The sequence below is a fragment of the Streptomyces sp. NPDC049970 genome (genome assembly GCF_040660235.1).
Lineage (GTDB): Bacteria > Actinomycetota > Actinomycetes > Streptomycetales > Streptomycetaceae > Streptomyces.
The window spans coordinates 546,247-560,957 of sequence record NZ_JBFALP010000002.1 but is presented as its reverse complement, the minus strand read 5'-3'; the positions used below and the strand labels follow the sequence as shown (position 1 = coordinate 560,957).

9 protein-coding genes and 1 tRNA gene are annotated in these 14,711 nt (G+C 72.6%); 1 reads left to right on the top strand and 9 read right to left on the bottom strand.

The features are described from left to right. Nucleotides 1-154: 154 nt before the first annotated feature. The 4 genes from AB0I83_RS05350 to AB0I83_RS05335 form a co-directional block, all read right to left on the bottom strand. The gene (locus AB0I83_RS05350) at nucleotides 155-1,651 is read right to left on the bottom strand and encodes an LAETG motif-containing sortase-dependent surface protein (protein ID WP_363303691.1); all 1,497 of its coding nucleotides are present in this window, start codon (nucleotides 1,649-1,651) and stop codon (nucleotides 155-157) included. 224 nt (nucleotides 1,652-1,875) lie between these two features. Next, nucleotides 1,876-2,301 (bottom strand): single-stranded DNA-binding protein, encoded by a 426-nt coding sequence (locus AB0I83_RS05345; RefSeq protein WP_356843864.1) that lies wholly within the window; start codon nucleotides 2,299-2,301, stop codon nucleotides 1,876-1,878. A gap of 98 nt (nucleotides 2,302-2,399) precedes the next feature. Next, the gene (locus AB0I83_RS05340) at nucleotides 2,400-4,448 is read right to left on the bottom strand and encodes a GTPase (protein WP_363303689.1); all 2,049 of its coding nucleotides are present in this window, start codon (nucleotides 4,446-4,448) and stop codon (nucleotides 2,400-2,402) included. Continuing rightward, a complete protein-coding gene (locus AB0I83_RS05335) occupies nucleotides 4,445-6,088 on the bottom strand; it encodes an ATP-binding protein (RefSeq protein WP_363303687.1) in 1,644 nt (547 codons plus the stop codon). Before AB0I83_RS05335 ends, AB0I83_RS05340 begins: the two co-directional genes overlap by 4 nt. A 318-nt stretch (nucleotides 6,089-6,406) precedes the next feature. On the opposite strand from AB0I83_RS05335, the gene AB0I83_RS05330 reads away from it, so the two are divergent. Beyond that, a tRNA-Arg gene (locus tag AB0I83_RS05330) sits at nucleotides 6,407-6,479 on the top strand. A 645-nt stretch (nucleotides 6,480-7,124) separates the two neighbouring features. On the opposite strand, the gene AB0I83_RS05325 is transcribed toward AB0I83_RS05330, so the two are convergent. From AB0I83_RS05325 to AB0I83_RS05305, 5 genes are all read right to left on the bottom strand, one after another. Beyond that, entirely contained in the window at nucleotides 7,125-8,243 is a 1,119-nt protein-coding gene (locus AB0I83_RS05325; protein WP_363303686.1) for a 3-deoxy-7-phosphoheptulonate synthase, read from the bottom strand. Between the two features lie 569 nt (nucleotides 8,244-8,812). Next, nucleotides 8,813-9,838 carry a HAMP domain-containing sensor histidine kinase gene (locus AB0I83_RS05320; RefSeq protein ID WP_363303685.1) on the bottom strand — a complete coding sequence of 342 codons (1,026 nt, stop codon included), beginning with the start codon at nucleotides 9,836-9,838 and terminating at the stop codon, nucleotides 8,813-8,815. A gap of 3 nt (nucleotides 9,839-9,841) precedes the next feature. Further along, a complete protein-coding gene (locus tag AB0I83_RS05315) occupies nucleotides 9,842-10,522 on the bottom strand; it encodes a response regulator transcription factor (RefSeq protein WP_356536277.1) in 681 nt (226 codons plus the stop codon). Nucleotides 10,523-10,676: 154 nt separating this feature from the next. Then, entirely contained in the window at nucleotides 10,677-11,408 is a 732-nt protein-coding gene (locus tag AB0I83_RS05310) for a LuxR C-terminal-related transcriptional regulator (RefSeq protein WP_356536276.1), read from the bottom strand. A 539-nt stretch (nucleotides 11,409-11,947) separates the two neighbouring features. Next, nucleotides 11,948-14,707, bottom strand: a complete 2,760-nt coding sequence (locus AB0I83_RS05305; RefSeq protein ID WP_363303684.1) for an AAA family ATPase — start codon at nucleotides 14,705-14,707, stop codon at nucleotides 11,948-11,950. Nucleotides 14,708-14,711: the final 4 nt, after the last annotated feature.

Here is a 14,711-nt window from a genome sequence, read left to right as displayed (position 1 = left end):
CATCTTGCCTGACGTCCGCACCCGGAAGGAAACCCGTCCGGCCCCCGGTACGCTCCCGGCGCCCGCGACCGGGCACCCGGAACCCGAAGGACCCGGTACGGAATGTCCGTACCGGGTCCCCGACCGGCGCTTTCGCGCGCTGCGCCGCTATCGGTCACTCAGCGCTGTTCTGCGGCTTCCTCCGGCGGAGGAGGAAGACCGCGCCGCCGCCGACGACCACGAGGGCGATCGCGACACCCGCGATGACGGGGGTGGCGCTGGATCCGCCGGTCTCGGCGAGGTCGCCCTCGGCGCCGGCGGAGCTGGTGCCGGTCTGCGCGGGCACCGGCTCGGAGCCGCTCTGCGTACCGATGCCGTCACCCGGGGCGGGGGCGCCGGCGGTCAGGCAGTCGAGGACACCCTTGAAGTTCTTGCTGAAGCCGCCGGGGCCGGTGATCGTGAAGTCGTAGGCCTGGTCCTCGGCCACCGGGATCGTCACCGTGCGGGTCTCGCCTGCCGCGATGGTGTGCTCGGCACCGGCCAGCTCGAAGGTGAACGGCTCGTCGCCCTTGTTGGCCGCGGTGATGTCCACACCGCCCTTGGCGCAGTTCTTCTGCGCGGTGAGCGCGGGGGCCGCGCCCTTCTCCGACCAGGTGGCGCTCGCCGAGGCGGTCACGGTGGACTCGCTGGAGCCCGCGAGGATCATGGTCTGGCTCTTGGTGAGCCCGGCGAAGACACGGCCGACGGGCACCGAGGTGGTGGCCTGGACGCCCAGCGCGGCGGAGCCGTCCGCGGCGTCCGCGGGGACGTCGAAGTAGAGGGCGGCGCCGTCGGCGGCCTCGGTGACGGGCTTGCCGTCCTTGTCGGTGACCTTGACCCCGCCGGCGGCGGCGTCGGCGGGCGGGGTCACCGAGACCTGGCCCGCGTCGGTACGGACGGTGACCGGGCCGACCCGCTCACCGGCCTTGCCGGACACCGCGGCGGGCTCCAGTGCCACGGACGCCTTGGGCTCCGCGACGTTCTGCGCCTTCTTCTCCAGCCAGTCGGCCAGCTTCTCGGCCTGCTCGTCCTTGGCCTCGACCTCGGCCTTGTCCGAGAAGCGCCAGATGGCGACCTGGGTGCCGGCGGCCGCGGTCTTCGCGGTGAGCGGGCCGGTGCCCGCCTCGCCGGCCAGGGCCGCGAGGTCGTCCACCTGCGGGTAGGAGTGCTGCAGGATCCAGCGGATCCTGCCGGCGTTCCCGTTGGCACCGAGGGAGGTCTGGTCCCAGGGGGTCTCCAGGTACTTCGCCCGGTCCTGGGTGGGGTTGTGGATGTCGACGCAGTACGTCTTCAGCTGGCCGCCGCCGTCGACGTCGAGCTCGAACAGGCCGGCGGGGAGATCCTGAGTGGTGGCCGGACCCCCGTCCTTGCCGTCGACGTGGAGCACGGCGGTGTCATAGGTCTTCAGCCCGTCCAGCACGGCTGTGGCACCGCCCTGGTGGGCGCCGGTCTCGTCGGCCGTCGCCGCGGTCGCCGCCGTCGCACCGACGAGGGTGCCGGCGGCGACCAGGCCTGCGGTCAGCACCGCGGCCGCCACCCGGGCGATGCCCCGGCCCCGCCCGGAACCGGCCGGCTCCAGGTCGCGGTGCCCGCCTCCGTTCCGACTCCCTGGGGAGTGTTCCGCCGCCGTCATCGACGGCGGGGTGGACGCTGAAGAACCAGAAAACACAGAATTCCCCTCCGGGCGAGGCCTTCACGCCTGTATGCACGTGTGGGAGGTGCCTCGCCAGCAAACTCAAGTGCCGCATGAGTACTGGGGAATCGTAAGGAGCGAGCGAAGAGCAGTCCCCCGTCATACCTTCAGATAAGCATTCCGAATCGCAATCGTTACAGCTTTCACCGGCGCGCCCCCGTTGTTCAGGACATCGATGCCGCCTCCGTGGCCGGATTCTGACGATGCGTGGGCGCGGTGAGCGCCGGATCGCCTCTGACGATCCTCCGGAACGCCGCTGTTCCCCTGGTCAGGTCGTGTCCGATCGCCACGGCCTCGACGTCCACCGAGGACTTGCGGACCCCGTCGCGCTCCTCCTCGCGTACCTTCAGGCGGCCGTGCACGACGAGCGGCTCCCCCACCGAGACCGAACCCGACAGGTTCGCCGCGAGTGTCCGCCGGGCCCACACCGTGTAGAAGCTGGTGCGGCCGTCGGTCCAGCTCTGCCGCTCGCGGTCCCACCGCCTGGGGGTGACCGCCAGGCGGAATCGCGCCGTCGCCCCTGTCTCCGTCTCCCGGTAGTCCACCGCGGTCGCGGAGTTCCCCACCAGCGTCACCCAGGTCTCACTCATTCTTCCGTCCCCCGTCCACGCGACGTCCGGCCGGTGCGTCCGACCGGTCCGTGCGCACCATGGTGGCCGGAATCCTGGAATCCCGCGGGGCCTGTGGATCACCCGCCGGTTGTGGAGAACTCCGTCACCGCCACGTACCGTTCGCGCACCTCGCGGTAGCGCGCCAGTTCCGCCGCCACCGGGTCGAGGACCCTGGCCCGGCCGCAGCCCGCCGCGGCCTCGCGCAGCCGCCGCTCGGCCTCCTGCCCGTATCGGCGGGCCGGACCGCGCGCCGCGGCGAGGCAGGACCACTCCACGAGCGGCCCGCCGATCACACCGGCCAGCATGAGCAGGGCGGGAACGGTCAGGCCTGGTTCGAGTACGCCGACGATCTGCCCCAGCAGCCACAGGCCGCCGAAGATCTGAAGCAGGGTCATGGATGCCTGCGCCAGCACCGCGGCGGGCCACCAAGCGGGGCGCGGCGGCCTGGCCGCGCGGACTCCCGGCGCCCCCGCGAGTCCGCCGGCCGCCCCGGCGGACGTACCCGTCCCGCGCGGGTACGCGGCCTTCCCGCCCGGGGCCGAACCGCCGGAACCGGAACCGCCCGCCCCCGAAGTCCCGGAACCACCGGAAACCGAGCCGCTCGACGCCGTGGCAGCGGAACCCCCCTTGCCGGCGCGGCCCCGGCCGCCCGCCCCCGACTGCGCGCTCCTCGACAGCTCGTCGAGCGCCTCCGGCAGCCCGTGCGCCCCGTTGACCGCGGCCTCCCGCACCGCCTGTGCCCAGGGTGTCGGCAGGCCGTCCACCGCGTCGTCGGCCAGCGTCCGCACCGCCTGCTCCACACGCTGACGGGCCGTGAGCTCCTCCTCCGGGGGCGCGAGGGCCTGCGCCATCAGGTCGAGGCCGCCGAGCTGCCGGGTGGATTCGTACCAGCGCCACAGCCGCAACCACGGCGTTCCGCAGGCCCGGCCCGCGTTCCTGCGCCACTCCCGCTCCGCCGCCTGCCCGGCCGCAGCCGCGCCGACCGCTTCGGCCAGCCGGTCGGTGAACTCCTCGCGGGCCCGCTCGTCGAGCCCGGGGCGGCCGTCGGCGACGTACACCGGGCGGAGCCGGGCCGCCGCGGCGTCCACGTCCGCCGAGAGCCGGCGCGCAGCCGCCGTACGGTCCTGGACGAACCTGCCGAGCAGCTCGCGCAGATCGGCCACCCCGGCCCCGGTGAGGGCGGACACGGACATGACGGTGGCGCCGGGTTCGCCGTGCTCGCCCACCGCCATGCCGTCCTCGTCGAGCAGCCTGCGCAGGTCGTCGAGGACCAGGTCGGCGGCCTCGCCGGGGAGCCGGTCGATCTGGTTGAGGACGACGAAGGAGATCTCGGCGTGCCCGGCGAGCGGCCGCAGATAGCGTTCGTGCAGGGCGGCGTCGGCGTACTTCTCGGGGTCGACGACCCAGATCACCGCGTCGACCAGGGCAAGCACCCGGTCCACCTGGTCCCGGTGGCCCGTCGCCGCCGAATCGTGGTCGGGCAGGTCCACCAGGACGAGCCCCTGCAGCGCCTCGTCGGTCGCCGTGCCGCCCTGGACGGGCCTGCGACGCAGCCGGCCGGGGATGGCCAGCCGGTCGAGGAGGCCGGCGGCACCGTCGGTCCAACTGCAGGCGATCGGTGCGGAGGTGGTCGGCCTGCGCAGCCCGGTGTCGGAGATCTGGGCCCCCGCGAGCGTGTTGAACAGGGTCGACTTGCCACTGCCGGTGGCCCCGGCGATGGCGACGACGGTGTGGCGGGAGGACAGCCGCTGGCGGGCCGACGCCTCGTCGAGCACGCGCCCCGCCTCGGCGAGGGTCTCCCCGTCGAGGCGTGCGCGGGAGAGGCCGACCAGCTCACGCAGCGCGTCGAGCCGGGGCCGCAGCGGGCTGCCCGGCAGTCCGTACGCCTCGACCTGGGGCCCCGCATCGTCCTCCGGCGTACGCTCCCCCTCGCCCCGCTCCTTCGACGCCTCGGCGGCACGGCGGGCGATGAGCCCGTCGTCCCAGCGGCGCCCGTCGGTCCTCCCGGTCCCCTCGGGGCCCTCGGGGTGCTCCGGGTTCACGGGTTCCGCGGGGTCGCCGGGGCTCCCGCTCTCCGGGCCCGGTCCCTGTCCCTGCTCCCGGCCCTGGTCAGTGACGGCAGTCATCGCTGCTTCCTCTCCCTCTGCAGTACGGACAGCGCGGCGATGAGCTCGGCCTGCGGTTCGGGGGCCACTTCGAGCGCGTCGAGCGGGGCGAGCCGCCGGTCCCGTTCGCCGTGCAGGACCTGGTCCAGGCAGGTGGTGAGCAGCGCCCCGCCCTTGTCGCGGAGGCGCAGCGCGCTCTGGGCGCCGATGCGTTCGGCGAGCTGCTCGCCCGCGCCCCTGGCACGGCGACCGCCGAGCAGGGCGGCGGCAAGCAGCGCGGCGACCGTCTCGGCGTCCGGCGCGGCGTTGCGTTCGAGCAGCCGCGCCTCCTCCTCGGCCAGCTCTTCGAGGACCCTGCGCCAGCGCCGTACGGCCATGCCGATGCGGCCCTGGATGTCCTCGGCGGGGCCCCATCCACCGGCCTCCCGGCCCGCGTCCTCGAACCGGAAGCCCGCGGCGGCGGGTTCGCGCTGCCAGGTCGTGCGGACCTGCTCGTCGGCGGCCGCCACCGCGCACTGCAGAAGGGCCGTCAGGCTCTCCACGAGTGCGTCGAGCAGCTCTCCCGCCGTGCTGTAGAGGGGGTAGCCGCGCCATCGGGTGCGGGCGCCGCCCGCGAGCACCGTGCCGTTGCCGAGCCGTCGCCTGACGCGCGACAGCTCCTTGCCGTAGGCCTCCTCGACCACTCCGGTCAGCCGGACGGCGGCCGCGTACTGCGCCGCGACGGACGCCGCCAGCTCGGGCATCCGCACGTTCAGCGAGTCGATGACCCCGGACGCCGTACGCCCCACGGCCTGCTGACGGGCCGCCGGGTCCTGTGCCCGGTGGGTGAGCCAGGCCCGCAGAGGTGCGACGGCGGTGGTGGGGAGCAGTCCGCTGCCGCCGCCGGCGGACTCGGGCAGCTCCGGAATGGTGAAGCGGGGGACCTCGCCGAGGCCGGCCCGGGTGAGCAGGGCGGCGTACTGGCGTGACACCTCACCGATCACCTGGTGCGGTACCCGGTCCAGGACGATGACCAGGGACGCGTCGTACTCCTTGGCGGTACGCAGCAGATGCCAGGGGACCGCGTCGGCGTACCTGGACGCCGTGGTCACCATGATCCACACGTCGGCCGCGCAGATGAGTTCGCCCGCGAGGACCCGGTTCCGTACGACCAGGGAGTCGATGTCGGGGGCGTCCAGGAGCGCGAGCCCCCTGGGCAGGGTCGCCGCGGTCTCCACCCGCAGCACCATGTCGTCCTGGCCCCCCTCGGCTCCGAGGTGGTCGAGCCCGTCCGGGTCAGGGGCCTGCCCCGGAGGCAGCCACACCCGGGTCAGCTGCGGCAGCACGCGCACCCCTGCGAACCAGTGGTGGTCGTCCGGGTGGCAGACGAGCACCGGGGTCCTGGTCGTCGGGCGCAGCACCCCGGCCTCGCTGACCCGGCACCCCACCAGCGAGTTGACGAGTGTCGACTTGCCCGCACCGGTGGATCCCCCGATCACCGCGAGCAGCGGCGCCCCGGGATCCTTGAGGCGGGGTACGAGGTAGTCGTCGAGCTGGGCGAGCAGTTCGGTCCGCGTCTGCCGGGCGCGCGGGGCCCCCGGCAGCGGGAGTGGAAGACGCACGGCAGCGACACGGTCGCGCAGGGCGGAAAGTGCGTCGATGAGCTGGGGCCGTACATCCATGGTTACCACATGCGAAGAATGCCCAATTTTGGCGCCTTTTTGAAGCGTATAGGCCCCCCTGCGCGGCGGATCCTCTCCGGGGGACAGAGGGGACGAGTAGGGCGCAGGCATAACGAGTGCACAACACCCGGGGCGCGAGGCGCCAAAAGCGGTGCACGAATCGCACCTACCTGCGATTATCGTTTCGCTTCACCGAACCTCCACATCGTGCCACGCAGGTGAAGCAACCGGGACAGGGTGATCTGAGCCCTATCCTTGTCCCGGCAACGTCGCGGATGGCTTGAACCAACGCCTTCCGGGACACCTGGCCGACACCCGGCCCCCGTAGCTCAGTGGATAGAGCAGGCGCCTTCTAAGCGCTTGGCCGCAGGTTCGAGTCCTGCCGGGGGCACATACGGCGCACCACAGCGAGGCCCTCCGACCCGGAGGGCCTTTTCGCTGGTCAGGGGCACATTAGCGGGCAGGGCGTAGCAGGGACGTAAGCGCCGGACCGGCCCCATGTGGCCACGGGGGCGGTCCGACGCTGTCCGGTCACCCCGAGTTCCTTCGGGTGGCCGAGGAGAGGCCGGGGGGAGGTTCTCCACGCCATACCGGCCCGCGCCGAGCAGGCTCCGGGAGGTCTCCCCCGCCCCGCCCTCTCACCGAGTTCAGGGAGCCGACCGGACACACAACGGGCCTGGGTGGACAGCAGATCCGGCACTCCACTCACCCACCTGGCAGGCGGAATGCCGTCGCCGCCGCGTCGCTGACCGAGTGTGCCGCAGCTCGGCGAAGAGCGGAGTCGCGAGGAGCCCGCCCTCCCTGTACTCGAGCTCTGGAGCCCTGGACCAGCAGGTCACCCGGTCCCGCCTTCTCGGCCGCGGCGCGCCCACGCAAGATCTTCGTGCGCGACCGTCGTCCCGGGACGACTCGGACGCCGCCTGCGACTCGCCCCTTCGAGTGAGTTGTGAAGATGTCCACATGCGGCTCGGCCTCGTCGGGGGCCGTCGATCCGGGGACACCCGGCGCGGGGGCGCGAGGGTCGATGGGACGAGGGTCAGCAGGAGGCCGTACCAGGCGCGCGGCAGAGTTCCGCGACGAGGAAGGCGAGGTCCAGGGCCGCCGAGGAGTCCGGGCCCAGGGCCGTGGCCAGGCCGCCGGGGTGGGTGCCGAGCGCGTGGTGCACCTCGAAGAAGGCGGCGACCTCGGCCAGTACGTCGCCGAAGCGCCGTGTGCCCCCTCTCTCCCCTCCGGCCGGTGCGGGCGCGCAGATCCAGGCGACCCGGTGGTCCTCCGCCGTGACCTTCTCGACGAGCGCGGGCAGGGTGTCGCGCAGCGCCGCCGAGTCCATCCGCACCAGGAAGGCCGTGCGGCCGGCTTCCCTCAGCGGGTCGAGCCGGCCGAGGAGTTCCAGTACGTCGTCGGGGCCGTCCTCCGCGCCGAGCCGGACACCGACGGGGTTGCGTACGTCGGCCAGGTGGTCCACGTACCGGGTGGGCGCGCCTCCGGTCCACACGAAGTGGCCCGAGGTGTTGTAGCGGCGGCCGGTCCGCGAGTCGACCCGGGTGAGCGCGGAGTCGTAGGCGGGCGAGCGCGCCTCGTGGGCGGCGAAGAACTCGACGGTGGCCAGCTGTGCGGGGTCGGGGCCGCAGGCGCGCATGAAGGCGAGAGCCCGGCCGATCTCGTCCGCCAGCGCCGAGTAGCGGTGCCCCGCGGACGACGCTGCCACGAACTCCGTGTTCCACCGGTGTACTTGGCGCAGGTCGGCGTAGCCGCCCGTGGCGAGGGCCCGTACGAGGTTCAAGGTGGCCACGGAGAACTCGTACCGGCGCGTCATGGCCGCCGGGTCCGGTTCGGCGCCCTGCGCGGGGTCCTGTTCGTCCGGGCCGATCTGGCCGAGCTTGACCACCGGTACGGAGGCCGCGTAGGTGAGGATCGCGGACATCTGGAGGAGGGTGCGCAGACGGGCCCTGACCGCGTCGGCGGTCACCCCGTCGAAGGACCTCGTCCGGTCGGCGCCCCACAGGACCAGCGCCTCGCCGCGCGCGACGCCTGCCAGCCGTTCGGTGAGCAGGTCGCACTCCCCCGCGAACACCAGGGGCGGGACCGCGCCCAGGCGGGCGGTGCCACCCGGTGAAGCGGAGGCCGGGACGCGCCGTGCTCCGGACTCGGTCATGTCCACCACCCCGCAGCGCGGACACCTGCCGCGCGTCTCGCCTGTCGGCTGCCTGTGTTCCTGTACCTGTGCCTCAGCGTAGGCGGGCGGCCGCTCACGCAGGACGCGCACGCGAGGCGTTCTATAAGATTTCCCAGGCCTTGCGGGGGAACAGCGATCGGGTGTGCCGCCGGCCATTCATCCGCAATGGAATAGGGCTGCGGCGTTCTCCGCGTCGCCAATCCCCTTAATCGACGCGGAATCCTCCGCAATGGAAGTCGTCGGCCGACCGCCGCACCATGCCGGGAGCCGGCCGATTCGCCTGTGCGGCACCACACTTGGCGCACTCGGTGCCGAGTCGGCCGCTTGGTGTCGGAGCGGCGGGGAGATTTTTCGGAGGTATAGACCCAAGTTGTGAACGCTTCAACCAAATCCATCGGTCGTCGGATTTCACGGGTTCCGCGCACGGGCGGCCCGGCACGCGGGAACAACCCTGCCGACGGGAAAGCGAATTGTCCGGGCCCGCACCTGTCATCAGGTGCTGCCGCGTGGAAAGCGACCGGCCGCGGAACGCGGGAAACGGCGCCCGCTCACGCGTCCTGCGGCCGGGGAATACTCAACCTCACGCACAGGCCGTGCGGCCGCACGGCGGCGAACGTCAGCTGGGCGCCGATCGCGGTCGCTATCTCACGGGCGATGCTGAGCCCGAGCCCGGTGCCGGGTGCGTCCTGGGTCGCGGGGCCGCGCCAGAACCGGTCACCGAGGCGGGCGAACTCTGCCGGCTCCAGCCCCGGTCCCTCGTCCAGCACCTCGATGACCGTCGCGGGCCAGGCGTCCCGGAGGCGTACGGTGATCCGGCCGCCCTCCGGGCTGAACTTGATCGCGTTGTCCAGCACGGTGTCCAGGATCGAGCCGGCCAGGGCGGCGTCGACCCGCACGACGGCGGGTATCTCGGCGGTCACGGCGAGCTGGATCGACCGGCGCTCCGCCTGCGGCCGCCACGCGGTGACCCGGTCGCCGACCAGGCCCACCGCGTCGACGGGACCCGGCAGTGTGGGGAGGGGGCCGCGGGCGGAGGACAGCTCGAGGAGCCGGCCGAGCATGACGACGAGCCGGTTCATCTCCTCCCGGATCAGCTCCACCTCCTCCCGCCGCGTTCCCTCCAGACTCATCGAGAGCATCTCCATGCGGAGGCTCAGCACGGTCAGCGGATTACGCAGCTGATGGGAGGCGTCGACCACGAAGGCCGACTGCTTCTCCATCAGGACGCGCAGCGAGTCCGCCATGTCGTTGAACGCGGTCATCAGGCGGCGTACCTCCGCGGGCCCCTGGCCCGACGGCAGCACCTCGCCCGTCAGGTCACCGTCCGCGAACTGCCTGGCCGCCCGCTCCAGCCTGGCGAGCTGGCGCTGGAACCGCAGGTAGCGGAACGCGAGCAGCGCGACAGCGATCAGCACGCAGCCGTCCACCAGCAGGTCGCCCAGGACGTGCCGGCAGGTCGCCAGCACCGGCTCGCCCTTCGACATGACGCTGTCCAGCACGACGGACAACAGGACGAGCAGCAGCAGGGCGGAGAAGACCTCGGCGCACGTGATCGATTTGAGCAGGCGCTTCATCGGTTACGCGGATCCGGTGGTGGACAGCCGGTAACCCGCCCCGTCCGCCGCCTCCACCAGGTCCGGTACGTCGAGCCGTTCGCGCAGGGAGGCGACGTGGCGCCGCACCGACGCCTGTAGCGTGATCCGCTGGTTGCGCAGGATCTCCTCGACGAGCCGGTCGACGGCCAGGGTCTCCCCCGGGTGCAGGGCGAGCGCGACGAGGATGCCGAACTCCTCGTCCGGCAGATCCGTCGGCGCCCCGTTGACCAGGACGACCCGCTCCCGCAGGTCTATGCGCACGGGCCCGGCCAGGACCAGCCCGTCCGAGGGCAGTTCGGCCGGCTCGGGCTCGGGCGGACGCTTGCGGCGGAGCACCGCCCGCACCCGGGCCAGCACCTCAGCCAGGTTGTAGGGCTTGACGAGGTAGTCGTCGGCGCCGAGGTCGAGTCCCCGTACGCACGAGGCGTGGTCCGCCCGCGCGGTGGTGACCAGGATGGGCACGGAGCTGACCGCCCGGATCGCGGTGCACACGGCGAAGCCGTCGTAGTCCGGCAGGCCGAGGTCCAGCAGCACGGCGTCCGGGCGGGTCTCCTCGAGGAGTTCGATCGCGGCCTTGCCCGTGGTGGCACAGACCGCTTCCAACCCCTGCTGGGCCAGGGCGGCCTGTAGAGCGGCCGATACCCGCTCGTTGTCCTCAACCACCAGAAGTTTCACATTTCCCCCGCGAGTGTTACCGAGCCCCGTTGCAGGCCGACGCAGCGGTATGTCCGGTGGTCACCCGCACACTGCGCCGTCGTGGTCGTGGTCGCCGATCACTCCACAGCGTTGCCACGATAACCATCAGTACGATCAACGTCTACGAACGGCGACCTTCCGCCTTCGCCTCGCCCCGTCCACGCTCACCCGTCTGACGACCAGGGCGGATGTAGTCGGGGAGCACCTTCGGCGGCCAGCAGCCGATGCTGAACATGCCCATCGAGTACGCCTTCGCCGCGAGGGCCGTGCGGTTGGGCACCTTGAACTGCCGCAGCAGGATGCTCACGTGGTACTCGATGCCCTGACGGCTGAGGAACAGCTTGGCCGCGAGGCGGACGGTCGGGTCCCCCGCGGCGACACCCTCGAGGACCTTCGCCGTGAGCGGGGTGAGCTTCCACTGCGAACCCACCAGCGCCTGGTGGTCGTCGGTCGTCTCCTCGGGCGTGAACTGGACCAGGATCATCTTGACCTTGTCCGCCGCGTCCTCCACCGGGAACGCGGTCAGCTTGCCCGAGACCGCGGTGTCGTGGAACCACATGGTGATCGACCGGCTGACGAGGCGCGCCTGGTGCCCCTGGACGAGGCGGCAGAACTGCCGCAGCACGTACTGCCGCACGCTCGGGTGCAGGAACTCCGCGAAACCGCGCTCGCAGATCTCGTCGTGGTGCCGGCCGCACTGGGTGCTGAAGGCGCTGTTCACGGAACGCACCCGAAGTGTGGGATCGAGGATCGCGAGCCCGATACCGGAGCGTTCGAAAAGAGAGAGAACGACGTCCCCGTATTCGTCGCCCCCGATCTCCGTACGGAACAGGGAAGCGTCGATGTCGCGCAATTCCTCGGTGGAGCGGGATTGTTGTCTCGGAATTAGGGATATTCTTCCGGTCTTCTCCCGAAGCCCGTTTTCCGTAGCACTCTCTGCATGGATCATGTAAGCCACACCTTCCCCGTTGAGATTGTCGGCGGGCAGTCGGCAGCCTAATGACGCCAAACCCGGATGGGCAATGTGATCCAGTGCCGTAACCCAACACTGTGGTCGGCAGCAGAACGGTTCGGACGGAGTGACCGGATGGGCACCCGGAGTGGATCGACGCGACCTCTCACCAGCCGCGCCGACCTCCGCTACCGGCAGTAGTACGTATCACCCACCGGACATATACCCAATTACCGCGGGCGCCCGCCCCGTTTACCGACAGGTAACCCGGGTGGTGCACCGGTCGGGGTGCACCACCCGGGCACCGAAAGGGAATCCCGCAAAGGCACATGCGGGCACCGCCGGCGAAGAACGGCAAGTCCGGTAGATGCCGGATGGGCACAAATGGGGTGCGGGGACTCCGGGCGATCGACCGAACACTCAGCGTGTCCGCCGTCCGTTCAGAGTTTCGTGGAGAGCGCCCCCGAGGAGAATGCGGCCGCACCCGCCATACGGCGGACGACGGGAATGAGTTCGGCCCGGCCGGCGACGTCGAGGCGCCGGTACAACCGGGTGAGGGTCTTCTCCACGGCGCGCCGTGTGACGCCGAGTGCCTCCGCCGCCTCCTGGCTGGTGTGCCCGAGAGCGACCATCGCCGCGACCCGGCGTTCGGTGTCGGTGAGCCGACCGCTGCCGGGAGGTACCGCTCCGTGCTTGTGAGCGCCGAGCGCCCGGGACCAGCAGTGCAGCACGGGCACGCCCATCTCGTCCGCGATCCGGTCGGCCTCGGCGAGGAGCTCGTCGCCCCCCGGCCTTCCGGCGGCCCGCAGCCGGGTCCCGTACGCCGTCAACGACCGCCCCAGCTCCAGGGTGTTGGCGCTCTCCCTGAGGACGGCGACGGCCTCGGCCAGGAGGGACAGCGCGTAGCGGCCCCGTACCACCGTCCCCCACAGGCGGAGCACACGGCCGAGCGCGGTGGGCGAGCCGAAGGCGCGGGCCCTGTCGCAGGACCGGGCGAGGAGTTCGAGCGCGACCTCCGGTTCCGCGACGCGCAGCAGGAGGGGTACGCAGATCAGGTCGACCGGGAACAGGGTCTGGTTGCACCAGCCCTCCGCCTCGCCCTGCTGGGCGGCCGCGAGTATCTCGCGCACCATCTCGGGCAGGGCGTCCTCGGAGGCGGACGGGGCGTCCATGACCTTGAGGGCGAGGTCCCTCAGCGGCATGCCGGTCTCCGGTTGCGCACGCAGCAGGATTCTCAGCCGGTCCGCCTGCCAGGGGGCGTTCGTCGCCGCCGCCACGCTGGCGAGGCCCAGCAGGGACAGCCAGTCGTCGTCCCCGAGTGTGCCGGGCTCCGCAGTGCACGCCTCCAGCGCGTCCGACCAGGCCTCCGTCACCCGCCCCGAGTGCAGGGCCGCCAGCGCCCGCCAGCCCAGGATCCGGATCCGCTGCCGTTCGTCGCCGCGGCGCCGGGCCGCCTCCAGCGCCGCGTCCAGCCATGCACGCACCGGGCCGTGGGCCTCGGCGGCGATGCCGGAGGCGATCAGAAGCGCGGTCGCGCCGTACCCGGTGGTGCCGGCGACGGGTTCGTGTTCCAGCAGGCGGCACACCAGCCCGGCGGCGTCCACGGCGGGGAGGCCGCCTCCGAGGGTCCCGGCGAAGACGTGGACGACGGCGAGTTCGCGCTGTGCGGCCGTACCGGGGTCGGGGAGGTGGCGGAGCGCGGGCAGCCGTCCGATCTCGCCGGCCGGCGCGGCGCCCCCTCCGGCGCCGAACAGGAGGGCGCGGGCCTCCAGCCGCAGCCTCAGCTCCTCCGGCTCGGTTCCGGACGTCACGGCCCCGTCCGGCTCACGGACGGAGTCGAGGGCCTCGGACGCCACCTGGCGGGCGGAGACGAACAGGGCGAGCGGCATGCTCCCCACCACTTCGCGGCGTTCGCGGACGGACCGCAGCAGCGGGATCGCCTGCCGGACGTGCCGCAGCATGGCGGGGACGTCGGTGTCCTGTTCGGCGCGGGCGAGGGCGGCCAGGAACTCGCCGCGCTCGGGGCTGTCCGGGAGGAACTCCCGCAGGGCGCGGCGCAGGTAGCGGATCGCGGAGACGCTGTCCCCCCGGCGTCGCGCGCTGTCGGCGGCGGCGCGCAGCACCCAGGGTGCTCCGCTCCATTCGCCGGGCCCGATCTCCAGGAGATGGGGGGTGATGCGCTCGGCCGGGGCGCCGGCCTCGTGGAGGAGTTCGGCCGCTGCGCGGTGGAGTTCGGCGCGGCGGTCGAGGGGCATCCCGTCGTCGGCGATCTCCCGCACGCAGTCCCACAGGACAGGCGGCAGACCTCGGCCCGGTGCCCATCCGAGCCGCCTGAGCGCTCCCTCGGCGGCTTCCGCCTCTCCGGTGTCGAGCCGGGCGAGCCGGGCGAGGAGACCGGCCTCGGGCGCGCCGCCGAGGAGGGCGGCGCAGTGGGCGAAGTGCCGTACGTCCTCCGGGAGACCGCTCAGTGCCGCGGAGACCCTGGCCCGCAGGCTCCAGGGAGCGTCGTGGGAGCGGGCCACGGCGAGGAGCGTCTCGGGGGCGAGGCGCTGCGGCTCCCGCAGGCGTTCGAGCAGGGACACGATCAGCGCCGGGTTGCCGCCCGTCGCACGGGTCCAGGCGCGGGCCTGCGCGTCCGTGAGGAGCACTCCCCGTTCGCGGAGGAGGGCGCGTACGCCTCCGTTGCCGAGCGGGCCGGTCCGCACCACCGTGTCCGCCGCGTCGAGCAGGGGCCGCAGGGCGGGCCGTCCGGAGGCGCCCTCCCCCTCGCACACGGCGTACACCAGCAGGAGGGGTGCGCTCTCCTGGCCGGCCGAGAGCCGGGCCAGCCTGGCCAGGGACTCCTCGTCGGCCCACTGCAGATCGTCGAGGAGGACGGCGACCGGAGCCGTGTGCGGGGCCTGTTCGGCCGTGACGACCGCGCGTACGACATCCGCACGGGTCGCGTCGCCATCAAGTGCGGCCCCTGGCAGGAGCCGACGGGCGAGATCGAGGCCGAGTCCCTGGTCCAGGCGGCTGCCCCGGGCCCGACGGACGACGAAGCCGTCCTTCTCCACCAGGTCCCCGATCGTGTCGAGGAGGAACGAACGGCCGGTGCCCGGCGGGCCGGTGACCGCCATCTGGACCGTCGCGCCGTCCCGCACCCGAGCCGTGGCCGAGTGGAGCGCGGCGAGCCCGGACGTCCGGTCGTACAGCGGCACGGGT